The sequence below is a fragment of the Acinetobacter sp. YH16052 genome (assembly GCF_013417155.1).
GTDB lineage: Bacteria > Pseudomonadota > Gammaproteobacteria > Pseudomonadales > Moraxellaceae > Acinetobacter.
The window spans coordinates 76,039-100,799 of sequence record NZ_VPEO01000011.1; the positions used below are offsets into that span (position 1 = coordinate 76,039).

A 24,761-nucleotide genomic window follows, 5' to 3' on the forward strand; every position below is an offset into this window, starting at 1 on the left:
AAGCGCCAATCGGCGCTTTTTATATGGAAAGATTAACTTTCTATTTCTTCTTCGATTTCATCATCCGTAGTATCCATGCCCAATTCTTTAAGCTTGCGCGTTAAAGTATTGCGACCCCAACCTAGAAGTTCTGCGGCATGACGTTTACGGCCACGGGTTTGTTGCAAGGCTGCATTAATTAAGGTGCGTTCAAACATCGGCGTCGCAACATCCAGAAGTTTCATTTCACCGTTTTTGAGTTTCTGCATCGCCCATTGACCCAGTAATTCATCCCAGTGATGCGGTGCGATCTGGTTCAGCGTTGGAATTGGCGCGCCCGGATCCTGCTGATGAATTGGAATCTGTTTTAGTTCAGGTGGCAAGTCTTCAGGATAGACTTCACGGCCTGTGATCATGACAGTCAGCCAGCGACAGGTATTTTCAAGTTGACGTACGTTACCTTGCCACGGCAATTTTTGCATATATTCCTGGGTTTCAGGACGCAAAATCTTTGGATTGACCCCAAGTTCCTTTCCGGCACGCGCCAGAAAATGCTGCGCCAGCATCGGAATATCTTCACTGCGATGTGCCAGTTTTGGAATATGAATACGAATTACATTCAGGCGGTGATATAAGTCTTCACGGAAACGACCATCATGGACCAGTTTTTCCAAATCCTGATGTGTTGCAGCCACGATACGCACATCGACCTTAACCGGAATATGACCGCCAACTCGGTAGAACTCTCCATCGGCTAGGACACGCAATAAACGGGTCTGGGTCTCAAATGGCATATCGCCAATTTCATCTAAAAACAGTGTGCCACCATTAGCCTGTTCAAAACGACCCTGACGCTGAGTGTTGGCACCGGTAAATGCACCTTTCTCATGGCCGAAGAGTTCAGTTTCGATCAGGTCTTTGGGAATCGCTGCCATATTGAGGGCAATAAAAGGTTTTGAACTGCGTGGTGAATGACGATGCAGGGCATGCGCTACTAGTTCTTTACCTGTACCAGACTCACCATTAATCAATACAGTAATATGCGATTGTGATAAACGGCCAATGGCACGAAACACTTCCTGCATGGCAGGCGATTCACCAATAATTTCGGTAGATTGAATTGGTGGAGCCGCTTTTGCTGATTCTTGTTGCTGTAACTTGGTGATATGTAAAATTGCACGATTTACCAGCGCCAGTGCTTCATCAATATCAAAAGGCTTAGGCAGATATTCAAAAGCACCAGTTTGATAGCTAGAAACAGCCGATTCTAAGTCTGAATGCGCCGTCATAATAATGACAGGTAGGTCAGGATAACTGTGTTTAACCTTGCCCAGGAAGGTAAGTCCATCAATACCCGGCATGCGGATATCGGTCAAAATCACATCGGGTGCTTCCAGACTCAGTTGGTCTAGTGCAGATTGTGCTTCTTCAAAACTGGTCACATCCAGACCTTCCTCTTTAAAGGTCTTTTCCAGTACCCAGCGCATGGCGCGATCGTCATCAATCACCCATATTTTATTTCGCGACATGATTCGACTCCCAAGGTAAATATAAGCTAAAGACGGTTTTTCCAGCCACGGACTGACACTCGATCATGCCGTTGTGCTGATGAATAATATTTTGAGCAATACTGAGGCCCAGTCCGGTACCTTTTGCGCGACTGGTGACCAGCGGATAAAACACCGATTCGATAATCTCTTCCGGCACACCTGGACCGTTGTCTTCAATATCAATCCTTACTACAGAGCGGTGAATCACCCCGTTAATGGTAAAGAGACGCTGAATCCGGGTTCTTAAAATCAGTTCCGGTTGATGTTCGACAAAGAACTCCTTGTTCTCGGTCATGGCCTGTACGGCATTGGCGCAAATATTCAAAATGACCTGAATCAATTGGTCGCGGTCTGCCAGAACTTCCGGTAAGGACAGGTCGTAATCCCGGGTAATCTTGATTTTCTTTTTGGTCTGATTGGCAATCAGTGAACGCACCCGTTCCAGAGGTTCATGCACATTGACCAGTTCATAGCTCGGAAGCTGGCGTGAACCGAGCATGGTATCGGCCAGATTTCTGAGTCGATCCACTTCGCTAATAATAATGTCGGTAAATTCTTTGTATTGTGGATCATTCAAACTGCGTGCCAGGAGTTGAGTCGCCCCGCGAATGCCACCCAAGGGATTCTTGATTTCATGCGCAACACCGCGAATCAGCTGACGCGCTACCTGATGCTGTTGCAGCAGATTTTCTTCACGAGAGATTTTTAACATGCGATCGCGAGGATTGAGTTCGATGAGCAGTAGCGGATGATAAGGTTTGCCCAGATTTAGCTGAGAAACAGTGTAGTCAACATGAATGTCTTTAAAGTTGACCAGAATAGTGGCTTCGCGGCGTGTATAAGGTTGTCCCGTAGTTAAAGTATTATTCAGGGCTTCTTCGGTATTGAACTCATCTGTCGGGTTTTGCAAAATATTGAGCACAGATGTGCCGCTCGCGCGGAATAAGCTCACATCAAATAAGGCTTCACAGGCAGAATTCAGATAATAAATATTAAGATCGCGGTCTATCAATAAGATACACGTGGTCATATTGTCCACTAAAGCACGATAGTCGATCGGAATAATTTGATCCATTCGCGGGTTTGTTCCTGTATTAAAATGGCGCAATGGCATCTTCATAAAGCAATTTAATCAATTTTAAGTTCTGATTTGATGCAAGATGCACGCCAACTTTTATGACTAGAGATTATTTATTGCGATGAAATGCAGAAATGTGACAGAGCAACACAATTCATCTTAGATATAGCGGATTAAATTGAGGCTGTAAATCTAAAATGATTCATTTTGGTGCATTGGTAAGTATGTTGAATATTTTATGGCAATATTTTAGTGCATGATGCAAAGAGTCAGGTTTTCAACTATTTTTATGATGCGAAAAGACATACAATACGCGCATTCTAGTAGAGCGAAAATTCATGAAGTCCCCCAAAGTCGGTTTTGTATCTTTAGGTTGTCCTAAGGCATTGGTAGATTCTGAACGTATTTTAACCCAGTTAAAGACTGAAGGTTATGACGTCGCTTCGGATTATGACGGTGCTGATTTAGTTGTAGTAAATACCTGTGGTTTCATTGAATCCGCAGTGCAAGAATCGCTAGATGCGATTGGTGAGGCGATGAGCGCGAATGGTCGCGTGATCGTAACAGGTTGTCTAGGTAAAGACGAAGACAAGATTCGCCAAATGCATCCCAATGTCCTGAAAGTGACAGGTGCAGCGGCATATAAAGAAGTTATGGATGCGGTTCATCAATACGTACCTGAGCCGCCAAAACACAATCCATTTATTGATCTGGTTCCAGAGCAAGGCATCCGCCTGACGCCAAAACACTATGCTTATCTGAAAATATCTGAAGGCTGCAACCATCGTTGTACCTTCTGTATTATTCCAAGCATGCGTGGCGATCTGGTTTCACGTCCAGTCGGTTCTGTGCTTGATGAAGCTGCAGCGCTGAAACGTGCCGGTGTAAAAGAAGTACTCGTCATCTCCCAGGATACTTCTGCTTATGGCCTGGACACGAAATACAAGCTGGATTTCTGGAATGGCCAGCCGGTTAAAACCAAATTCTATGACATGTGTGAAGCATTAGGTCAGTTGGGAATCTGGGTGCGTTTGCACTATGTTTACCCGTATCCGCATGTAGATGCAGTAATTGACCTGATGGCACAAGGCAAAATCCTGCCTTATCTGGATATTCCATTCCAGCACGCAAGTCCAAAAATTCTCAAACTAATGAAACGACCTGCGCACAGTGAAAATACACTGGAGCGTTTGAAAATCTGGCGTGAGAAATGTCCTGATCTGGTGTTGCGTTCAACATTTGTGGTGGGCTTCCCGGGTGAAACCGAAGAAGACTTCCAGATGTTACTGGACTGGTTGAAAGAAGCCCAGCTGGATCGTGTGGGATGTTTTACCTATTCGCCAGTTGAAGGTGCGACAGCAAATGATTTGCCAGATCACGTTCCTGAAGAAATTAAACAAGAGCGTTATGAGCGTTTCATGCAGGTTCAGCAAGAAATCTCGGCAGCCAAACTCCAAAAACGTATCGGTCAGACCATGACTGTGCTGGTAGATGACCTGGAAGACGAATTCCCGGTAGCGGTTGCGCGTTCTTATGCAGATGCACCTGAAATTGATGGCAATGTTTTTGTTGAAGATATCGATAAAAGCGTCATTAAGGCAGGGGATTTACTTGAAGTCGAGATTACCGATGCAGATGAATACGATCTGTACGCAAAACTCATTTCAATCAAGTCTGCTTAAGATTTTGAATTAAAAAAATTTAAATTGAATACTTTGGAGTTTGATGATGTTGGATTCTAAAAAGCCACGCTTTGGTCGCATCCTGTTAAAGCTTTCTGGTGAAGCGCTGGCAGGCAATAAAGACATGGGGATCGATGCACAAGTGCTCGATCAGATGTCACTTTCTATTGCGCACCTCGTGGGTTTAGGCGTACAAGTAGGTATTGTTGTGGGTGGTGGTAACCTGTATCGCGGTAGCCAGCTACAAAAAGATGGTCTAGTTGGTCGTGTAACTGGCGACCAGATGGGTATGCTAGCAACAGTCATGAACGGTTTGGCACTTCGCGACGCTTTGGTGCGCCGTAATATTAAAACCCGTTTAATGTCTGCATTGCCAATTGGTGCCGTGGTTGAGTCTTACTCAAGCCGTGATGCAATCCGTCACCTGACTCAGGGTGAAGTGTGTGTATTCGTGGCAGGTACAGGTAATCCGTTCTTTACGACAGATACAGCTGCCTGTTTACGTGGTATTGAAATCGAATCAGACTTGATCTTGAAAGCGACCAAAGTTGATGGCGTATATAACAAAGATCCAAGCAAATATGATGATGCGGTTAAATATGACACATTGACTTTTGACCAGGTTCTGGACGAAAAGCTGGGTGTAATGGACTTAACTGCAATCTGTTTATGTCGTGATCACAACGTGCCGCTACAAGTATTCGATATGAATAAATCTGGCGCATTGCTTTCCGTTGTGATGGGTGAAAAAGAAGGGACTCACGTTACCAATTAATGACGTGAGCACCAAAGCACTTTATACTACACGCTAATTTAGTAATAACCTCTTTTCAAGAATTAAGTAAGGAAGATCATATGATTAACGATCTTAAAAAAGACAGCGAAGACCGTATGAACAAAACTCTAGAATCTCTAGAGCATGGTTTTGCAAAAGTTCGTACCGGTCGTGCGCATCCATCAATTTTAAATAACGTGATGGTTTCTTACTATGGTTCAGACGTTCCATTGAACCAGGTGGCAAACGTAGGTGTTGAAGATTCACGTACTTTGTTAATCCAGCCTTTCGAACGTTCAATGGTTTCTGCAATTGATAAAGCGATTCGTGAATCTGATTTGGGTCTAAACCCAATTACAGCAGATGCGATTCGTGTACCGATGGCTGCGTTGACTGAAGAAACGCGTCGTGACATGCAAAAAGTTGCGCGTAATGAAGCAGAAAATGCCAAAGTAGCGATCCGTAACATTCGTCGTGATGTATTGGGCGATATCAAAGCTTTGTTGAAAGAAAAAGAAATTTCTGAAGATGAAGAGCGTCGTGCTGCTGACGAAATCCAGAAAATTACCGACAAATTTGTTGCTGAAGTTGACAAGCGCTTGGCTGCGAAAGAAGCTGAATTGATGAAGGTCTAATTCATCGATGACCGTTGCTGAAGAAAATCCCCGTCTTCCGAAACATGTTGCCATCATCATGGATGGCAACAATCGTTTTGCCAAAAAAAATCAGATGCAAAAAGGTGATGGACACCGTGAAGGAAAAACGGTTCTGGATCCGATTGTTGAACACTGTAAAAAAAGAAATATCCAGGCTTTAACTGTATTTGCCTTTTCAAGTGAAAACTGGAATCGTCCACAGTTTGAAGTTGAATTGCTCATGAAATTGCTGGTTGATACCATTCATGAACAATTGCCCCGCATGGAAAAATTCAATATTGCCTTACGCTTTATCGGTGATCGCAGCCGTTTGTCCCCAGAATTACAGGGACTTATGTTGCATGCCGAAGAAAGGACTGCTAATTTCAATAGTATGACACTCACTATTGCAATCAGTTATGGTGGTATGTGGGATATGGCACAAGCTGCACAGCGAATTGCCAGCGATGTTTTAACAAATAAATTAGATCTTGATGCAATTAATACTGATGTATTTGGTCAATATGTCAGCCTCGGTGATTTACCTGCAGTTGATCTGCTGATTCGTACGGGTGGAGATTTCCGTCTTTCGAATTTCCTGTTGTGGCAGGCAGCCTATGCAGAGCTTTATTTCACTGAGACGCTATGGCCAGAATTTACCGTTGAAGAACTTGATGATGCACTTGCCGTATTTGGTGGGCGTGAACGTCGTTTTGGTAAAACATCAGAACAGATTCATCAGGAAAAACTTGAGAATTAATACATGTTTGAGCGGATTATAACCGCATTGGTGTTGGTAGCAGTTGTACTGAGCTGTATGTTTGCTACTGAATCACATTATCCAATGTTTGTATTGATGGTTCTTGCTGCTGGGGTGGCCGGTTATGAGTGGTTCAAACTCATGCCGCGAAAATTTAAACATGTCATCAAACCTGTTGCTTGGGGATATGGAGTGCTCACTGCGGCACTTTCAGCTTTGGCATTGTATTTTGCCGAAGTTGCCTTATTGTTATGGGTAGCTTCTATAATTACCTGGTTGCTCAGCATTTACTGGGTTAAAACCTATCCTGAATATGATGGCTGGTACAACGCCAGCCTGCACGGAATCGGCGTAGTTCTGATCTCTGCTGCGGTTACTGCAATTTTCTCTGTCTGGCAAAGTTCACCGTGGTGGCTGATGTACCTGTTTTTACTGGTATGGGGCGCAGATAGTGGTGCATATTTTGTGGGTCGTAAATTCGGCAAGAAAAAGTTGGCGCCGAATGTTAGTCCCAACAAATCGGTAGAAGGGTTGTATGGCGGTATCGTTACCTCAATGCTGATTGTAACGGCAGTCGCCTTGCTTTATCTGGATATGACCTGGCCAGAACTAATTTTATTCCTGATTTTATCTGTCGTTACAGTATTTAGTTCGGTACTGGGTGACCTGTTTGAATCCATGATCAAACGTCGTGCCGGTATTAAGGATTCAGGTCGAATTTTGCCAGGACATGGCGGAGTACTGGATCGTATTGATTCTTTGCTTGCTGCAGCTCCAATCTTTGCAGCAGGTATGGCTGTTTTAAAACTTATTGGTGTAGATTTATAAATGTCACAAGCAGTTTGTATACTGGGTGCTACAGGTTCCATTGGTCAAAGTACTTTAAAAATCTTGCAGCGACATCCTGAAGCATACTCGGTTTTTGCTGTGACCGCGCAAAGTCGTATCGAGGAGCTGGTTGAAATTTGCCGGCAATACTGTCCTAAAGTGGTGGTAGTGCCGGCTGAAAAAGTAGATGAACTTTCAAAACTACTTCAGCAACACCATTTATCTGATATTGAAATTCTGCAAGATGAAGCCGGTTTAATCGCTGTGGCTGAACACGCGGATGTTGATATCGTTATGGCGGCAATTGTCGGTGCTGCAGGCTTGTTGCCGACATTGGCTGCAGTGAAAGCGGGTAAACGCGTACTGCTGGCCAATAAAGAAGCCTTGGTGATGTCAGGTGACATCATGATGCAGGCAGCGCGCGATCATGGGGCATTACTGCTTCCCGTGGATTCCGAACACAATGCGATTTTCCAATGTCTGCCACAGCATTATTTTGAAGCAGAGCGTCATGGCAAGCCCAAACTGGGTGTGTCCCAGATTCTACTGACCGCTTCAGGTGGCCCATTTCTGAACCACAGCATGCAGCAACTTGAAGAGGTCACACCTGCCCAAGCTTGCAAGCATCCTAACTGGTCCATGGGTCAAAAAATCTCAGTCGATTCTGCTACCTTAATGAATAAAGGTTTAGAATTGATCGAAGCCTGTCATTTGTTTGCGGTTCAAGAACAATTTGTTACAGTTGTTGTGCATCCACAGAGTATTATTCACTCCATGGTTCAATACGTTGATGGTTCGACTTTGGCGCAAATGGGTAATCCGGATATGGGCACGCCTATTGCACATGCATTGGCATGGCCTGAGCGTATCAGTACGCATGTGGCACCACTGGATCTGTTTATGCATTCACAACTTAATTTTCAAGAACCGGACATGCTCCGTTTCCCTGCATTAAAATTGGCTCGTCAGGCCATGCAGAGTGGCGGAATTGCACCTACGATTTTAAATGCGGCCAATGAAATTGCAGTTGCTGCATTTTTAAATCAACAGATCAGATTTACCCAAATTCCTCAGGTAGCTGAGCACGTCCTGAATCAGATGGACAATCAACCTGCACATGATCTGGAGGCTATCTTGCAAGCAGATCAAATGGCACGAGGTTTATCACAGCAATACGTTGTGAATAAAGGAAGTTAAGATATGAATGCCTTGTTTATGATTGCCGCTGCAATTCTCTTACTCGGTCCCTTAATTGCGATTCACGAGTTCGGTCACTATATTGTGGCGCGTAAACTGGGCGTTAAAGTATTGGTCTATTCGATTGGATTTGGGCCAACATTATTAAAATGGACCTCGAAAAAATCCGGAATTCAGTATCAGTTGTCTGCCTTACCTTTGGGTGGCTATGTCAAGATGCTGGATGAGCGTGAAGGTAATGTCGCTGAAGAGGACTTACCCAAAGCTTTCAATCGTCAGCATCCGTGGAAGCGGATTGCCATCGTGGCAGCGGGTCCATTCATCAACCTGATTTTTGCAGTTCTTCTATTTTGGGTGTTATTTTTACCAGCTCAAGAACAGCTCAATACCCGTGTGGGCAAAGTTTTACCAAATACGCCTGCTGCAACCGTACAAATGCAACCCGGCGACAAAATTGTAGCTGTGGATGGGACTCAGGTGGAAACTTGGGAAAAACTCAGTTATGCCTTAGTGGATCGTGTTGGTGAAACTGGCGTGGTTTCTATTCAGGCAGATCGTGCTGGTGAAAACAAACTGTTCCAGTTGCCGATTCAAAACTATTTAAAAGATCAAAGTCAATCGCCACTTGAAAGTTTGGGTTTCTTGCCTTATCGGCCAGAAATTCCGGCTGTAATTAGCAAACTGAGTGAAGATGGTGCAGCCATCCGTCAAGGTTTGAAAGAAGGTGACAAGATTCTGGCCATTGACGGCGTTCAGATGAAAGACTGGTTTGATGTGGTGCAGGTGGTACAGGCATCTCCAGAAAAATTACTGAAAATGGATGTACTACGCGAAAATCAGGTGGTTCAGCTGGAAGTCATGCCACAAGGTAAACGTGACAATATGGGCAATGTGACTGGTATGCTGGGCGTACAAAGCGATCCGGGTAAACTGAACATTCCTGCAGAATATAAACAGACCATTCATTACTCGCCAGGCGAAGCACTGGTAATGGCATTTGATAAAACAGCACATTTATCTTCGATGATTCTGAACTCGATTGTCAAAATGGTACGCGGTCTGATTGGTCTGGATAATTTATCAGGTCCAATTACCATTGCCAAAGTGGCAGGACAAAGCGCAGAAATGGGCTGGGAAACTTTTATTTCCTTTATGGCGCTAATGAGTGTAAGTTTAGGAATATTAAATCTACTACCCATTCCAATGCTTGATGGCGGACATCTGGTTTACTATTTTGTTGAATTAATTCGTGGTAAACCTGTTTCCGAACAAATACAATTGGTTGGACTAAAAATTGGTATGGTACTGCTCGGCAGTATGATGCTTCTGGCATTATTTAATGATTTTATGCGTTTATAACAACGTAAATGGAATAAATTAACAGCGGAAAAGACTGGCATGCAGCACACACATTTATTTATGCCTCTGGCACTCGTTAGTGCAATGGCAGTAGCACAACAAGTATATGCAGCAGATGAATTCATTGTACAAGATATAAAATTTGATGGATTAGTACGTTTAACTCCTGACAATGTGTATGGCCTAGTGCCGATTAACAGTGGTGATCGGGTCAATGATCCAGTCATTGCCAATGCAATTCGTAGCATGTATGCATCAGGCCTGTTTGATGACATTAAAGCCGTTCAGCAGGGCAATACCTTGGTTTTCCAAGTTGTTGAACGCCCGGTCATTTCGAAAATCGAATTGAAAGGCAATAAGCTGATTCCTAAGGAAGCACTTGAAGAAGGCCTGAAAAAAATGGGTCTGGCTGAAGGCGAAGTGCTGAAAAAATCAGCACTGCAAACTATTGAAACTGAACTTGAACAGCAATACATGCAGCAAGGTCGTTATGATGCCGATATTACGGTCACCACGACGCCTCGACCAAATAACCGTGTTGAATTGCTGATTGATTTTATTGAAGGTAAAGCGGCCAAAGTTTTCGATATCAATATTATCGGGAATACTGTATTTAAAGAGTCTGATATCAAGCAGGCTTTTGCCGTAAAAGAAAGTGGCTGGAGTTCGGTCATTTCCCGTAATGACCGTTATGCACGTGAAAAGATGGCGGCAAGCCTAGAAGCTTTGCGTGCCATGTATCTAAATCGCGGTTATATCAACTTTAATATTACCAATTCCAGCCTGAACTTGAGTGAAGATAAAAAGAATGTTTTCATCGAAGTGTCTGTGGATGAAGGCGAGCAATTTAAATTTGGTCAAACCAAATATTTAGGTGATGCACTTTATAAGACTGAAGAATTGCAGGCTTTACAAATTTTCAAAGAAGGCGAAATTTATTCGCAGGAAAAAGTTAACGCGGTTAAGCAGTTATTACAGCGTAAGTATGGTAACGCAGGTTATTACTATGCAGAAGTCAACATTGTTCCTCAAATTAACAACGAAACCAAACTGGTTGATCTAAATTATTATATTAATCCGGGGCAGCAAGTCACGGTACGACGTATTAATTTTACTGGTAATACTAAAACTGCGGATGAAGTACTACGTCGTGAAATGCGCCAAATGGAAGGTGCACTTGCAAGCAATGAAAAGATTGACCTGTCTAAGGTTCGTCTGGAGCGTACCGGGTTCTTTAAAACTGTCGATATCAAACCTGCACGTATTCCGGGTGCGCCAGATCAGGTGGACTTGAATGTTGCCGTTGAAGAGCAGCATTCAGGAACCAGTACTCTTGCAGTTGGTTTCTCGCAAAGCGGTGGTGTAACTTTCCAGGCAGGTTTAAGTCAAACCAACTTCATGGGTACAGGGAATAGTGTTTCAATCGATTTGTCGCGTTCTGAAACGCAAGATTACTATAACTTGAGCGTGATGGACCCGTACTTCACCATTGATGGTGTGCGTCGCGGCTATAACATGTATTACCGTAAAACCAAGCTTGATGATGACTATAACGTCAACAACTATGTGACGGATAGTTTTGGTGGTGGGATTAACTTTGGTTATCCAATTGATGAAAACCAAAGTGTTAGTTTGGGTCTGAATGTTGATCAGACGGATGTAACCACTGGTCCATATGTGTCGACTTATGTTGCTGATTATTTGGAACGTAATGGCGGAAAAGAAACAAAAAGTGGTGAGTATTGTCCTCAAGCATTAGTTCCAATTAAAGATTCTGCTGGGAATGTTACTGGTTACCAGCCTTGCCCTAATCCAGTTCCATATGGTCAAGAATTCCAGGGTGATTTTTTGACTTATAACCTTAATTTAGGTTGGTCTTATAATACCTTAAATAGACCGATGTTCCCGACAACGGGTATGTCACATCGTGTCAATGCTGAAATTGCCTTGCCAGGTAGTGATGTCGAGTATCAAAAAGTCACTTATGACGCTCAGGCATTTTTCCCATTAGGCAAAGATTTTGTCCTGCGCGGTTATGGTAAGTTGGGTTATGGTAATGACTTGCCATTCTACAAGAATTTCTATGCAGGTGGTTTTGGTTCGGTTCGTGGTTATGAAAATAGTACATTAGGTCCTAAATATCCAGGTGTATATTTCTCTGATACAGGTCAAACGGATCCTTCTCCTGAGGAAGTAGGTGGTAATGCACTAATTCAATTTGGTACCGAATTAGTGCTTCCAGTACCATTTAAAGGGGATTGGGCACGTCAGGTTCGTCCAGTCATCTTTGCTGAAGGTGCACAAGTGTTTGATACCCAATGTGATGTATCAAATGAAAATATTTTCGTTAATGGCACTTCAGTAAATGGAAAGCAGTACTGTAAAGATAACTTCGGTTTCGATGCAGATAATATGCGCTATAGCGTGGGTGCAGGTTTCACCTGGATCACTATGATTGGACCATTATCACTTAGCTATGCTTATCCGTTGAATAAAAAAGACGGTGATGATACTAAAAACATCCAGTTCGAAATTGGACGTACTTTCTAAAATCGTTTTGACCTAGAAACTAAATTTTGCTCATAAAGCCTGCAGGTTTTGTGAGCAAATTTTTTTGAATGAGTAATAATATGAAAAAAATGATTATGGCAATGAGCCTGGCTTTGGCAAGTGTTGCTCCTTTGACTCAAGCGGCTAGTATGGGGGTAATTGACTTGGAGCGTGTGGTTGAAGGTAGTACTTATCTGAAACAACAAAACACGATATTCCAGCAAAAAATTCAGCCACAAACCACTAAGATTGAGCAACTCAGCAAAGAGCTGGAAACTTTGCAGCAACGTGCTCAATCCAATACCAAGCTCAGTGAGACTGAAAAACAGAAAATGTCTGCGCAATATCAGGCTAAGTTGCAAGAATTGAATCAGTTACAGCAATCTGTACAGACGAATGTCCAAAGCTCGATTCAGCAGATCCGAATTGTATTTGATGCACGGGTAAAGCAAATTGCTGAACAATTGCGTAGAGAAAACAACCTGGATGTGGTTTTAAATAAAAATTCAGCGCTTGCTTATGATGCTAAATATGATTTAACTGATAAAATGATTCAAAAGGTTAATGCAATTAAATAATCAATGAATCATCAAAAGCTTCAGTTAGCTGATCTCGCTCGCCTGGTTCAGGGCGAGTGCATAGGTCAGACAGATTTACGTTTGAGTGCTTTGGCCAGTCTTGAACAGGCAACCTCACAAGATCTTGCATTTGTGAATGCCGATAAATATGTAGAGCAGGCCAATCAAAGTCAGGCAGGTGCTTTAATTGTCACGGCTGAACTAAAACAACAGATAACTTCACATCAAAACTTTATTGTTGTGGCAAATCCCTATCTGGCTTTTGCGATTCTGACGCATGTCTTTGAGAGAAAACATCGCCAGCGCGGCATTGAAAGTACTGCTCAAATTCACCCGTCGGCAATGATCGCGGACGATGCTTATATTGGTCATTATGTGGTGATTGGTGAGCATTGTGTCGTGGGTGCGAATACGATTGTTCAGGCGCATGTGCAGATCGATGATGATGTCGAAATCGGTCAGGACTGTTTTATTGACTCACATGTGACCCTCACCGGCGCAGCAAAAATTGGTAATCGGGTGCGTATTCATGCCAATAGCGTGATTGGCAGCGAAGGGTTTGGTTTTGCACCTTATCAAGGTAAATGGCACCGTATTGCGCAATTAGGTTCTGTACGCATTGAGGATGATGTGCGTATTGGGTCAAATTGTAGCGTAGACCGTGGTGCGCTGGATGATACGATTTTGCAACAGGGTGTTATCATTGATAATCTTGTGCAAATCGCGCATAACGTTAAAATTGGTGCACATACCGCCATTGCTGCAAAAACTGCCGTTGCAGGAAGTGTTTCAATTGGCAAAAACTGTATCATTGGTGGTGCCTCTGCGATTTCTGGACACTTGAATATTGCCGATAATGTGACGTTGACGGGAATGTCAATGGTGACAAATAATATTTCTGAAGCTGGAAAATATTCATCCGGGATTGGTCTGTTTGAAAACCAGAAATGGAAACGTACCGTGGTTCGCCTCAGACAATTAGCAGATGTGCCATTGACCCAGGTGATCAAACGACTAGATCATATGCAATCTCAGATTGAGTCCATTGAATCAACATTTAAGTTGCGTAAATAATTATGATGACAGAGTCGAATTTGCCTACATTCACGAAGCCTGAATTGCCAATGAATATTCAAAAGATTCGTGAATATTTGCCCCATCGCTATCCATTTTTATTGGTTGATCGCGTCGTCGAAATTACCGATAATGGCATTGTTGGTTATAAAAACGTCTCAATTAATGAAGAGTTTTTACAAGGCCATTTTCCGAATTATCCAATTATGCCAGGTGTACTGATTGTTGAGGCACTGGCACAAATCTCTGGAATTCTGGGTTTTGTGATGAATAACGAAGTACCAAGTGAAGGTTCTTTGTTCCTGTTTGCCGGTGCGGAAAAAGTTAGATTTAAAAAACAGGTGGTTGCAGGTGACCAATTGGTTTTAAAATCTGAATTAGTGATGCAAAAGCGGGGCATTTACAAATATAATTGTATTGCCACTGTAGATGGCGTCGTCGCAACAACCGCGGAAATTATGGTTTCGCATCAAAAAGTCGAGCAGGCATGAGCAATAATCCCCTTATTCATCCAACTGCCATTACTGACCCATCAGCAGTCATTGCTGCTGATGTAGAAATTGGCCCATATTGTATTATCGGGCCAAATGTCACTATTGGTGCGGGTAGCAAACTTCATTCACACGTGGTGGTGGGTGGCTATACGCGTATAGGTGAATATAATGAAATTTTCCAGTTCGCCAGTGTAGGTGAGGTGTGTCAGGATCTTAAGTATGCCGGTGAAGAAACCTGGCTTGAGATTGGCGATCACAACAAGATTCGTGAGCATTGCAGTCTGCATCGTGGCACGGTTCAGGACCAGAGCCTGACCAAGATCGGTAGTCATAACCTGCTCATGGTGAATACGCATATTGCACATGACTGTATGGTCGGAGATTATAATATCTTTGCTAATAACGTCGGTGTGGCTGGACATGTCCATGTCGGGGACTACGTCGTCATTGGCGGAAACTCGGGCATTCATCAGTTCTGTAAGATTGATTCTTATAGCATGATTGGTGGGGCATCACTGATTCTGAAAGATGTACCGGCCTATGTAATGGTTTCAGGTAATCCTGCGCATGCATTTGCTATGAACATTGAAGGTATGCGTCGTAAAGGCTGGTCAAAGACCGTAATCAGCGGTTTACGTGATGCCTTTAAACTGATTTATAAATCAGGTTTAACGACTCAGGAAGCAATCGAGCAGATCCGTACAGGAATTTTGCCGGAAGTGGCTGAAGTACAACGTCTAATTGACTCTCTTGAACAGTCGAAGCGCGGCATTGTGCGCTAAATGTTTGAGGTAATAAAAAAGACACCTGAAGGTGTCTTTTTTATTTTGGGAATTTCTATTTTACTTAAGAAATTTAATTTCCTCAGCTTTCGGATAATTCTTCAGTAGCTTTGTTTTATATTGTGAAGCAAGCGTAGCATTCTTTTCGACATCTTTGCTGATGTTATAAAGCTGATACAGGGCAGTGGATGCTTTCGCGGAATTTGGGTAACGGTCAACGACAATCAGATAATTACGTTTCGCTTCAGCAAATTTTGGTGGGTTAATCGCCAGATTGAATTCCGCTAACCAGAAATAAGCATTGCTGATATAAACGCTATTCGGATTGTTTTTAATAAAGTTTTGCATCGGGGCAATGGCTTTGGCTGCACCGCCATTTTTATAAGCATCTAAAGCCACGGTATAAGCTGCTTTTTCAAGATCAGCAGGTTGCTGTCCGCTGCTTGCTGTATTGACCTTATTTGTGTTTAGGCTGGGTGCAGTATCCTGTGGGTTTTCCTCCGTTGGATTGTCCTCAGCAGGTTCAATTTTTTGTTGCAATAGTTCAAGGCGCTGATCAAGATCGGCATAACGATTGGTCAGTTCATTCTTGAGCCGTTCAATCTCATTTTCCTGTTCTTCCATTTTACCGCGCAAAATCCGCAGGTCATTTTCGAGTTGCTGGTTCTTTTGCATGATTTGCCAGCTGGTATTGGTTTGAACTGCTGGAGTTGCACCAGCCGCAATTGCTGCTGGGGTATTTACTGTGGTTTGATTCGTAGCTTGACTCAAGCCACGCGATTCAATCGGAATATTGGCAAATAGAGGCGTGGTAAAGAGTGCTGTCACTGCACACAATACGGTCTTTTTAAACATCATAAAATTTCCATAATTCTTTGTGAGATGCGGATCCGCTGCTCATCTTTTCAAAGTAGATCATTCATATACATTGCACACATTAAAAACGGCATTTTTAGAAAATGCAACAAGGTTTTACAAAGATCATGTGAATCTGAGTGTTGATGGATTGATTGTGAAGATCCCTTAAAAATCAGCAGAAATATCAATATTGTTTTTAAAATAATCAAACGGATAGCTTGAAGGATGATTTTAGGAAACAAGGCTTGCAACTTGATTAAAAATCTCTATACTCTGTTTTTGTAATGGTAGCCCTGCTGGTTACTTCGCAATTGTACTCTATGAACCCCGCCAGGACCGGAAGGTAGCAACGGTAATAGAACTATGATGTGCCGGAGCTTTGCTGGTAGGGTTGCCACCATATTCTTATTATTATAATAACAATGCAAATTCGCAGTTTTCTATTCTCAAATATTATTCCTTTTTCAATGTCGTCAAATAGCGCTATCTTATTATTTTAATGATTAAATCATCATTATCTTTTGCCGTGCTTTATTTTATTTTGCAGCTAATATTGAATTAAATATCCAATATGTTTATACGTGTATTAAGGCTTTCAAAGAATATAAGACTTAGTCTTGTGCTTTACGGTTAATCGCCTTGATAATCGCATCCATTTCAAAACCACGATACATTAAAAAACGGATCTGTTTGGCTTTGAGCTTGGGGTCTTTAGTAACTTCAGTCCCATATTTTTTGACTTTTAGTTCATAGGCTTGCTGCACCCAATCAGTTTCCTTGAGTTCTTCTGAAATCAGGGCAGCATCAATCTTTTTGCTCTTGAGTTTCATTTTAATTTGATTGGGACCTTTACCTTTACGCTTTTGACTCGACAACATGGTTTCCGCCACGCGCTGATCACTTTGATAGTTCTCACGGGACAGTTCTTCAACCAGGTTAATAACTTCATCACGATGCTCTGCATAGAGGGCTAGTTTCTCTATCAGTTCGGCTTTGGAATATTCCTTGCGCGTCAGTACGGCAAAGGCATAAGAACGTAAGCGTGAGCCTGTCAGTCCCGGTTTTTTCTCATCCTGAGTTGGGGTAGAGGAAAATAAACGTTCTTCGGGATCAAATTCAGGAGCGTCTTGGATCGCAGTTTTTGCAGGTTGAGCTTGATCTTCAGCATCACTAAATTGCTGTTTTAAAGTTTCATAATCGAGCAGTTTGCTGAATTTCACGTCTGACATGATTCTCTCGGATGTTACGTTCCCTATATAATAACAAAACGCCCCGGAGGGCGCTGTGTCTTGACGTTTAAAGATGACGCATCTAATAAGATCATGCATCTAAAAAGTCAGGTTCTTCCTTGCTATCGTCTTCTTCAACAACCACTGCTTTAGTCAGAAGCTGGTCGCGAATCAGTTTTTCAATCGTCTGAGCCATTTCTTTATGCTCTTCCAGATAACGGATGGTGTTGTTCTTACCTTGGCCAATTTTGTCGCCTTGATAAGAATACCACGCACCAGCTTTCTGCACGATTTCTTGCTGTACAGCAAGGTCGATCAATTCACCTAGATGGTTAACACCTTTGCCATAAAGAATCTGGAATAAAGCTTCTTTAAACGGAGGTGCCATTTTGTTTTTCACGACTTTGACTTTGGTTTCAGAACCAACAATCTCGTCACCTTCCTTCACTTGTCCAATACGACGAATATCCAGACGTACAGATGCATAGAATTTCAGTGCATTACCACCAGTCGTGGTTTCCGGGCTACCAAACATGACACCAATCTTCATACGAATCTGGTTAATGAAGATCACCATACAGTTTGAGCGTTTGGCATTACCAGTAATTTTACGCAGTGCCTGGCTCATCAAACGGGCTTGCAGACCCATATGCGAGTCACCCATTTCGCCTTCAATTTCAGCACGTGGTGTCAATGCAGCAACAGAATCGACAACGATCATGTCGATCGCGCCAGAACGTACCAGCATGTCTGCAATTTCAAGTGCCTGTTCACCGTGATCCGGTTGCGATACCAGCAAATTGTCGATATCTACGCCCAGTTTGCGTGCATATTGAGGATCAAGTGCGTGTTCCGCATCGATGAATGCACACGTACCGCCTGCTTTCTGACACTCTGCAATTGCTTGCAGGGTCATTGTGGTTTTACCTGAAGATTCAGGACCATAGATCTCGACGATACGACCTTTAGGTAAACCACCAATACCGAGCGCGATATCCAGCGTTAAAGAACCTGTAGACACAGCTTCAACTGCCTGAACGGTATTGTCACCAAGACGCATAACTGTATTTTTACCAAACTGTTTTTCAATCTGGCTTAAGGCAGCGTTGAGCGCCTTGTTTTTATTCTCATCCATCTTACAACCTCAATACGATGTCACTAAGTTAGTACTCAAGTGGATGTCTTAAATTAGAGCTTTGTTCCACAGGTGTATAGTGACAGAATTTTCCCTAGTGTTCTATAAAAGTCAGCGCATGTACGACATATTCTGACGCTTAAATTTATTCGTCATTATAGGACCATGACTGATCGAAATTCTGACTATTTTCATTTTTAAATCTACTGATGTCACGACGATCTTTCTTGCTTGGACGATGGTCGGGACGAGCTAGATTATGCAACTTTCTTTGTGACGTAATCAATTCCCGGCGCGCAATACTGACTTCGGTCTCTTCATACAGTTTTTGTGCCACGGGTGCAGGTCCACGAACATCAGAAAGTTCCTTAACCAGCACGGTTTTTTTGTCGATGCCTTGCTGAATCGTCAGTTCCATACCGACACGGACTTCGCGTGATACCTTGACACGTTCACCATTGTGATGGACTTTGCCACCTTCAATTGCATGTTTGGCAATCGATCGGGTTTTAAAAAACCGTGCTGCCCACAGCCATTTGTCTATACGCATGCCTACCGCATCTTCGGGTAAAGACGATTTACGCATATTTTTTTTCTACCTCAGCCTGATTTAAATGAGTGATTAAATCTGTTAATTGGTGCAGCATCGGGTAATTACAAGTCTGGCGTGCTACTTTGGCTGAAGAGGGCTGCTGGATGCTCAACAGATTCTGAATGCCATAGGCTTGAGCGCCATTCAGGACTTTTTCGGTATCATCAATAAAATAAGCATGCGTAGGATCAAATGGATGCAATGCATTTAGGCCTTGCCAGAATTCGATAAATTCTTTGGCGTGTCCGATGGTTTCTGAGCTGACGATGACATCGAAATAATCTCTTAAATTCAAGTGATCCAGTTTAAAGGCTAGACCTGCGCAGTCAGCATTGGTGGCCAGCCAGATTGGATAGCCATTATTTTTAAGATAATCGAGTAATTCAAGACAATGAGGGCGCAAGGCGACTTTATCTTTATGTTCAATTTGCATCGCCAGAACATCGACTTCGACTTTAGCCGTCCAGAAGCGTGAAGAGTACCAGTTTAAGGTATGATTATGTTCCTGATAGAATGCATAGAGTGTCGCCTGGCTGTGTTCCAGGCTACAGCCATGTGTGGCAGCATAACGCACAGGCAATAACTCGTTCCAGATGAAATCGTCGTAGGCAAGATCAAGTAAAGTGCCATCCATATCGAAAATTATGGTAGGTTTTTCAGAGCATTTTGACATATTTAGGTTTTCTATGTTTAAAGCAACAGCAGCACCACAAGATCCAATGATTTTGCAGTTTGTGCCCATTTTGACACAAGCCTGTGAAATTTTGCGAGAAGAATATCAGCGTTATTGTTCTGGTGCGGCTTTTGATGTCATCAAAAAAAATGATAATTCTCCGGTGACTCAGGCAGATTTTCGGGTCAATACTTATCTGACCCAGGCTTTGGCAGAGATTTCCAGCTTGCCTTTACTGTCTGAAGAAGGACAGGAACATGAACGCCGCTCATGGTCAGAATTCTGGTTACTGGATCCGCTAGATGGTACCAAGGAATTTCTGCACCAGCGCCCCGAATTTACCATTAATTTGAGTCTGGTCAGAGGCAGTTTGACCACTTTTGCCATATTGGCGGTTCCGGAGCAGCAACTGATTTATTTCTGTCCTGAGCAGGGCTTGCCTTATAAATATGATATCCAAAAGATGACATGGTTTGCTTATGAAATGCTTGAAACTACTAAAATGATTGCTGTGGGATTGAGCCAAAGTAGCCAGCAGAAACCGAAATATACCGAGTATTTGCAAAGTCTGGCTAAGCTCACTGACTACACCGAATTTAAAGCGGGCAGCGCTTATAAATTTTGCATGATGCTGGAAGATCAGGTGGATATCTATCCACGTTTTCATCCGACCTCGGAATGGGATACCAGCGCTGGTCAATGTATGCTCGAACGGATTGGTGGTGGTCTGGTCGATTTAGAAGGCCGTCCATTTATTTATAATCATCGGGATACTTTGCTGAATGGCGGATTCATTGCTTATAAGAATAATGATATGAAAATTATTGCATTGCAGGCGGTTTCTGACATGCAGGCCGAGCATTGAGCAAAATTCTGAGCGTGTTATAGTGGTGCTTAACCTATTACCAATCCAGAGTTGGCTGTAACGTGTCCCTGAAACTGCTTCCACCGAGTATGTTGAGTGCAATTGATTTATTGCCCGATGTACAAACGCCTGTCACCTTATTCACACGGCATTCGATTCGTGAGGAGGTTCCGGGGCAGGGTTTGGCAGGCTATGATCTGCAACTGACCAATCAGGGGCGGGATCTGGCGCAGGAATGGGGTGCTTATCTGGCTGATCAAACCGATCGTGTGATTCATCACTGTATTTCAAGTCCGATTCAGCGTTGTATTGATACCGCTGCATTGATGATTGAGGGGGCAGATGCGGTTACCCCTGAGCAGAATACCCATCGTATTGAAATTATTGAACAGGGACTTCTAGTGGAGCCTGGCAGCTTTGTGCTGGATATTCAAAAAGCAGGGCCTTATTTTGCCAAGCAAGGTGCGCTCGGTTTTATTAACAGTTTTGTCAATAATGCCTTGCCGGGGATGAAACAGCCGATTCATGGCGTAGTGGATGTACTAGAACTGATTTACAACACCCATCCACAAAATAAATATGGGCTAAGTTTGGCCGTTAGTCACGACACCATTTTGGCAGCGATGATTGCAGTGATGTCAGGGCGTCAGGATGTCAGTCGGGAAGACTGGCCAAAAATGATGGAAGGTCTGTTTGTCTGGTTTGAAGGTGATGTATTCCTGGAATCCAAACTGAAATGGATCTGGCGCGGACAGGTACACGAACTGGATATTGCTGATTTTAAACGTTCCCAACTTTCTTAAATCAAGTTGATCTATTCAAAACTCAATTGTTCGAAGCAATTGAGTTTTTTTATTGGGGAGTTAAAAATTATAAAAAGGATGTGGCCTTTCATATTGATCATTCAATAAAAGTCAGGCTAAAACGATAAAAATAAATTCTAAACTGCTTCTTTTACATTTATAGGGTGAAAATTCAATAATGTAAGTATAAAAATTATCTATGCTTAATAAATATAGAAATATTCATCTTGAGGAAAAACTATGAAAATTATCACAATTTTTAGCCTGATCGCGATTCTGGGTTTAACCGCATGTCAAAAGCGGGACACTGACAATACGAAACAGGATAAAACCACTTCGCCATCTTCTATGGATAAAGATCAATAATCTAAAAAGGGGGGCGAATCAGTTTTTTATCTCATCGTATCGGCTAGATGAGGGGCATCTAAACGGATTGTTTTTCTGATTTCTTGAAATTTCAGGCACAAAAAAAGCCCTAAAAAAGGGCTTTTTTCATTTGCGATTAGTTAGAAGCTAATGCTTTAACTTGCGCGTTCAAGCGGCTCTTATGACGAGCTGCTTTGTTTTTATGGATGATGCCTTTGTCAGCCATACGGTCGATTACTGGAACAAGCGATTTGTACGCTTCAGTAGCAACTGCATAGTCATTAGTGCTGATAGCAGCTAATGTGCGTTTAAGATAGGTACGAACCATAGAACGCAAGCTTGCGTTGTGTTTGCGTGCTTTAACGTTTTGACGAGCACGTTTTTTAGCTTGAGCAGAGTTTGCCACTCGTGCACTCCTTGAAATAGATTGGTCTGGGCGGGCTGAAACTCAACTGAAAACCAACATCAGAGGAATTATCACCAGCCCGTAAACAAGTGCCATATTTTGATTAAACTAAGCACCGAAGTCAAGTCTTGACATGCTTTGACAACATTTTAGATGCAGAAAAATTCTAAAGAAAACGTTAGATTAGTATTCCACCTAGGAGATCGTATAAAAAATGACTAAATCACTGACTCATCCCATCGTGATAGGTGCCACCGGCTTGGTGGGAAAACAACTGATAAAACGTTTGCAAGATGAGCCGACTTGCCAGCAGATTACTGCAGTGGTCAGAAAACATCAAAATGATCTGGATGCTTTGGATAAAGTTCAACAACTGGTACTGGAAGATTTCCTGATGTTAAATGATCAGGATGTCAGCAAGCATAGCCATGGTTTTAGCTGCCTGGGCAGCACCATGAAAAAAGCCGGATCCAAACAGGCATTTTATAGTATTGACTATACCATAAATGCTCACTTTGCAGAGCTATTACAACAAACTTCAGCCCATTACCTGTTGCTGAGTGCAATGGGTGCCGATCCACAATCTCATTTTTACTATAATCGGGTCAAAGGTGAGCTGGAAGAATATGTACAAACATTGACTCTGGACAGAATCAGCCTGATTCGACCTTCATTGCTCATTGGTGAACGTCCAGAGCAGCGTTTTTTGGAAGATATCGCGCAGCAGGTTTACCACAAAGTATCGCGTTTTATTCCGGATAGTTTTGCGTATAAGCCAGTGACAGCCGAGCAGGTGGCTCATACTATGGTCGAGGCCGCGCTAACTCAGACGGTAAAATTTGAAATTTATGATAATTTACGCATACAAAAAATGAAATGAGGGGAAAACACCGTGTCTACAGCAGCATTTGTTACCTGTGACTTGTTAGATGATCATCCAGAATTAGAGCTTCAGGTGGTGACACCTTGCCTGGACGGTAAATTTTTTAAGAGTTATGGGGCGCGCAAAACCTTTGGCGGTCAGATTGTGACAGTAAAATGTTTTGAAGATAACTCGCGGGTGAAAGAGTTGTTGGCCACAGATGGAACAGGCAAGGTCCTGGTGGTGGATGGTGGTGCCTCCATGCGCTGTGCCTTGATGGGTGACCTGATTGCCGAATCAGCGGTAAAAAATCACTGGAATGGCGTCATTATTTACGGTTGTGTCCGTGATGTGGATGCGATTGCTGAACTTGATCTGGGAGTGCATGCATTGGCGGCTATTCCACAGAAGAGCAACCGTAAAGGCGTGGGTGAGGTCGATATCGCTCTCTGTTTTGGTGGGGTCACATTTAACTCTGGCGATTATGTCTATGCGGACAATAATGGTATTGTGGTGTCCAAAATAGCCTTAGTGGCTTAATCGGCCAGAATCTGCATTTCTGCATGAAAGAATAACAACAAAACTGATCTATACCCTGAAAGACAGGATGTTTACATTCTGTCTTTCAGTTTAATAAAACAAAAAACAGGAAAATAGTATGTTGGGTCATCAAATTAAAGTTGTACAAGCTTTGGCCTCTTCAATCGCTGAAGGTGGACGTGGGATGGTGGGTACACCGTTTCCAAATCAGCCTGAAAAAGCCTTGAAGCTCTATGAATACGAGGGTTCACCATTTTGTCGTCGGGTGCGTGAAGTCATGACCTTACTCAATCTGGATTATGAAGTTTATCCATGTCCACGAGGGGGTACTCATTTCCGTCCTGAGGTGCAGCAATTGGGTGGAAAACTGCAATTTCCTTTTTTAGTTGATGAAAATACCGGTGATCGACTCTATGAGTCTCAGGATATTATCGATCATCTGTTCAAGCATTATGGCAAAACCGGCAAAACTCCCAAGAAATATGCTCACTATCCTAAAATTCCAGTGGCTGCAATTGCGGGAACCGTCCTCAATGGTTTACGCGGCGGAATGGTGAATCCCAAGATTAAGGATCGGCCAACACCTGAACTGTTATTAGAATTATGGGGCTTTGAGGCCAGTCCTTATACCCGAATTGTACGCGCCGTTTTGAGTGAACTGGAAGTGCCGTTTGTTTTTCATAATGTCGCTAAAGAGCGCTGGCAAGATTATGGACCGGCCAAATTGCGTTTAAAACCGGGAAAATATGAACCACTACCAGGCGGTAAGCGTGAACATTTGTTTGAAATGATGGGAAATAATATTCAGCTGCCTTATCTGGTCGATCCAAATACAGGGGTGAGCATGTTTGAATCGGCTGAGATTGTGAAATATTTAAAACAGCAATACGGTACTGCTTAAAGTAGGAAGCTTGTGTAACTTCAAAGATTTTCTATCTAGAACTGCCATCTGCTAAACAGATGGCATTTTTTATGTCTATGATATGGAAAACGGGCGTAAGCGTTTCTCGCTGCTTAAAACTTCAGATAATAAAAAATAAATAAATCATGATTTTTAGTGTGATTTTGTTTATATTTTAATCTTAAAGGGGATATATAAAAATAAATATAA

The 24,761-nt window shown here is 42.7% G+C and carries 26 protein-coding genes and 1 other RNA gene; 19 read left to right on the plus strand and 8 right to left on the minus strand.

The window, feature by feature from the left end; genetic code table 11:
• Positions 1-32: 32 nt before the first annotated feature.
• A complete protein-coding gene (gene glnG / locus FTV42_RS09365) occupies positions 33-1,508 on the minus strand; it encodes a nitrogen regulation protein NR(I) (protein ID WP_004279889.1) in 1,476 nt (491 codons plus the stop codon).
• The gene (gene glnL / locus FTV42_RS09370; RefSeq protein ID WP_005107202.1) at positions 1,495-2,604 is read right to left on the minus strand and encodes a nitrogen regulation protein NR(II); all 1,110 of its coding nucleotides are present in this window, start codon (positions 2,602-2,604) and stop codon (positions 1,495-1,497) included. The genes glnG and glnL overlap by 14 nt, the downstream gene beginning before the upstream one ends.
• 341 nt (positions 2,605-2,945) lie before the next feature.
• On the opposite strand from glnL, the gene rimO reads away from it, so the two are divergent.
• From rimO to lpxA, 12 genes are all read left to right on the plus strand, one after another.
• Positions 2,946-4,289, plus strand: coding sequence for a 30S ribosomal protein S12 methylthiotransferase RimO (rimO, locus tag FTV42_RS09375; protein ID WP_005107200.1), 1,344 nt, complete (start codon positions 2,946-2,948; stop codon positions 4,287-4,289).
• Positions 4,290-4,335: 46 nt separating this feature from the next.
• A complete protein-coding gene (gene pyrH, locus FTV42_RS09380; protein ID WP_004279886.1) occupies positions 4,336-5,064 on the plus strand; it encodes a UMP kinase in 729 nt (242 codons plus the stop codon).
• An 80-nt stretch (positions 5,065-5,144) separates the two neighbouring features.
• On the plus strand, positions 5,145-5,699 hold the full coding sequence (frr, locus tag FTV42_RS09385) for a ribosome recycling factor (protein ID WP_004279885.1): 555 nt from the start codon (positions 5,145-5,147) through the stop codon (positions 5,697-5,699).
• 7 nt (positions 5,700-5,706) lie between these two features.
• On the plus strand, positions 5,707-6,459 hold the full coding sequence (gene uppS / locus FTV42_RS09390) for a polyprenyl diphosphate synthase (RefSeq protein ID WP_004646714.1): 753 nt from the start codon (positions 5,707-5,709) through the stop codon (positions 6,457-6,459).
• Between the two features lie 3 nt (positions 6,460-6,462).
• Positions 6,463-7,287 carry a phosphatidate cytidylyltransferase gene (locus FTV42_RS09395; RefSeq protein ID WP_004279883.1) on the plus strand — a complete coding sequence of 275 codons (825 nt, stop codon included), beginning with the start codon at positions 6,463-6,465 and terminating at the stop codon, positions 7,285-7,287.
• Entirely contained in the window at positions 7,288-8,484 is a 1,197-nt protein-coding gene (gene ispC / locus FTV42_RS09400; RefSeq protein WP_180038580.1) for a 1-deoxy-D-xylulose-5-phosphate reductoisomerase, read from the plus strand.
• A 3-nt stretch (positions 8,485-8,487) separates the two neighbouring features.
• Entirely contained in the window at positions 8,488-9,843 is a 1,356-nt protein-coding gene (gene rseP, locus FTV42_RS09405) for an RIP metalloprotease RseP (RefSeq protein WP_180038581.1), read from the plus strand.
• A gap of 39 nt (positions 9,844-9,882) precedes the next feature.
• Positions 9,883-12,393, plus strand: coding sequence for an outer membrane protein assembly factor BamA (gene bamA, locus FTV42_RS09410; RefSeq protein WP_180038582.1), 2,511 nt, complete (start codon positions 9,883-9,885; stop codon positions 12,391-12,393).
• 80 nt (positions 12,394-12,473) lie between these two features.
• Positions 12,474-12,971, plus strand: a complete 498-nt coding sequence (locus FTV42_RS09415; protein WP_005246628.1) for an OmpH family outer membrane protein — start codon at positions 12,474-12,476, stop codon at positions 12,969-12,971.
• A 3-nt stretch (positions 12,972-12,974) separates the two neighbouring features.
• Positions 12,975-14,045, plus strand: a complete 1,071-nt coding sequence (lpxD, locus tag FTV42_RS09420; protein ID WP_005246627.1) for a UDP-3-O-(3-hydroxymyristoyl)glucosamine N-acyltransferase — start codon at positions 12,975-12,977, stop codon at positions 14,043-14,045.
• 5 nt (positions 14,046-14,050) lie between these two features.
• Positions 14,051-14,536: a 3-hydroxyacyl-ACP dehydratase FabZ gene (fabZ, locus tag FTV42_RS09425; protein ID WP_026055766.1), complete on the plus strand. Its 486-nt coding sequence runs from the start codon at positions 14,051-14,053 to the stop codon at positions 14,534-14,536.
• Positions 14,533-15,321 carry an acyl-ACP--UDP-N-acetylglucosamine O-acyltransferase gene (gene lpxA, locus FTV42_RS09430; RefSeq protein WP_180038583.1) on the plus strand — a complete coding sequence of 263 codons (789 nt, stop codon included), beginning with the start codon at positions 14,533-14,535 and terminating at the stop codon, positions 15,319-15,321. The genes fabZ and lpxA overlap by 4 nt, the downstream gene beginning before the upstream one ends.
• A 60-nt stretch (positions 15,322-15,381) precedes the next feature.
• Here lpxA and FTV42_RS09435 read toward each other — a convergent pair whose 3' ends face one another.
• Positions 15,382-16,179, minus strand: coding sequence for a YbgF trimerization domain-containing protein (locus FTV42_RS09435; protein ID WP_180038584.1), 798 nt, complete (start codon positions 16,177-16,179; stop codon positions 15,382-15,384).
• A 294-nt stretch (positions 16,180-16,473) separates the two neighbouring features.
• Between FTV42_RS09435 and ffs the strand changes: the two genes are divergently transcribed.
• Positions 16,474-16,570, plus strand: an RNA gene (ffs, locus tag FTV42_RS09440) — signal recognition particle sRNA small type.
• A 220-nt stretch (positions 16,571-16,790) separates the two neighbouring features.
• Here the strand turns inward: ffs and FTV42_RS09445 are convergent.
• The 4 genes from FTV42_RS09445 to FTV42_RS09460 form a co-directional block, all read right to left on the minus strand.
• Positions 16,791-17,408, minus strand: a complete 618-nt coding sequence (locus FTV42_RS09445) for a regulatory protein RecX (protein WP_180038585.1) — start codon at positions 17,406-17,408, stop codon at positions 16,791-16,793.
• Between the two features lie 91 nt (positions 17,409-17,499).
• Positions 17,500-18,543: a recombinase RecA gene (gene recA, locus FTV42_RS09450; RefSeq protein ID WP_004279873.1), complete on the minus strand. Its 1,044-nt coding sequence runs from the start codon at positions 18,541-18,543 to the stop codon at positions 17,500-17,502.
• 145 nt (positions 18,544-18,688) lie between these two features.
• Entirely contained in the window at positions 18,689-19,129 is a 441-nt protein-coding gene (locus FTV42_RS09455) for an RNA-binding S4 domain-containing protein (protein WP_005246619.1), read from the minus strand.
• Positions 19,122-19,808 carry an HAD-IA family hydrolase gene (locus FTV42_RS09460; protein WP_180038586.1) on the minus strand — a complete coding sequence of 229 codons (687 nt, stop codon included), beginning with the start codon at positions 19,806-19,808 and terminating at the stop codon, positions 19,122-19,124. Before FTV42_RS09460 ends, FTV42_RS09455 begins: the two co-directional genes overlap by 8 nt.
• 13 nt (positions 19,809-19,821) lie before the next feature.
• On the opposite strand from FTV42_RS09460, the gene FTV42_RS09465 reads away from it, so the two are divergent.
• The 3 genes from FTV42_RS09465 to FTV42_RS17565 all read left to right on the plus strand — a co-directional run bounded on the left by FTV42_RS09465 (position 19,822) and on the right by FTV42_RS17565 (position 21,842).
• Positions 19,822-20,673, plus strand: a complete 852-nt coding sequence (locus FTV42_RS09465) for a 3'(2'),5'-bisphosphate nucleotidase CysQ (protein WP_005246616.1) — start codon at positions 19,822-19,824, stop codon at positions 20,671-20,673.
• 62 nt (positions 20,674-20,735) lie between these two features.
• Positions 20,736-21,476 (plus strand): histidine phosphatase family protein, encoded by a 741-nt coding sequence (locus tag FTV42_RS09470; RefSeq protein ID WP_004279869.1) that lies wholly within the window; start codon positions 20,736-20,738, stop codon positions 21,474-21,476.
• Between the two features lie 240 nt (positions 21,477-21,716).
• Positions 21,717-21,842: a hypothetical protein gene (locus FTV42_RS17565; protein WP_004729839.1), complete on the plus strand. Its 126-nt coding sequence runs from the start codon at positions 21,717-21,719 to the stop codon at positions 21,840-21,842.
• Between the two features lie 136 nt (positions 21,843-21,978).
• Here FTV42_RS17565 and rpsT read toward each other — a convergent pair whose 3' ends face one another.
• Positions 21,979-22,248 carry a 30S ribosomal protein S20 gene (gene rpsT, locus FTV42_RS09475; RefSeq protein ID WP_004279868.1) on the minus strand — a complete coding sequence of 90 codons (270 nt, stop codon included), beginning with the start codon at positions 22,246-22,248 and terminating at the stop codon, positions 21,979-21,981.
• A 214-nt stretch (positions 22,249-22,462) separates the two neighbouring features.
• Here rpsT and FTV42_RS09480 point away from each other — a divergent pair, with 214 nt between their 5' ends.
• The 3 genes from FTV42_RS09480 (at position 22,463) to FTV42_RS09490 (ending at position 24,551) form a co-directional block, all read left to right on the plus strand.
• Positions 22,463-23,128 (plus strand): NAD(P)H-binding protein, encoded by a 666-nt coding sequence (locus FTV42_RS09480; RefSeq protein WP_004279867.1) that lies wholly within the window; start codon positions 22,463-22,465, stop codon positions 23,126-23,128.
• A gap of 12 nt (positions 23,129-23,140) precedes the next feature.
• Positions 23,141-23,650, plus strand: a complete 510-nt coding sequence (gene rraA, locus FTV42_RS09485) for a ribonuclease E activity regulator RraA (protein WP_005251595.1) — start codon at positions 23,141-23,143, stop codon at positions 23,648-23,650.
• A gap of 118 nt (positions 23,651-23,768) precedes the next feature.
• Positions 23,769-24,551: a glutathione S-transferase N-terminal domain-containing protein gene (locus FTV42_RS09490; protein WP_180038587.1), complete on the plus strand. Its 783-nt coding sequence runs from the start codon at positions 23,769-23,771 to the stop codon at positions 24,549-24,551.
• Positions 24,552-24,761 lie beyond the last annotated feature (210 nt).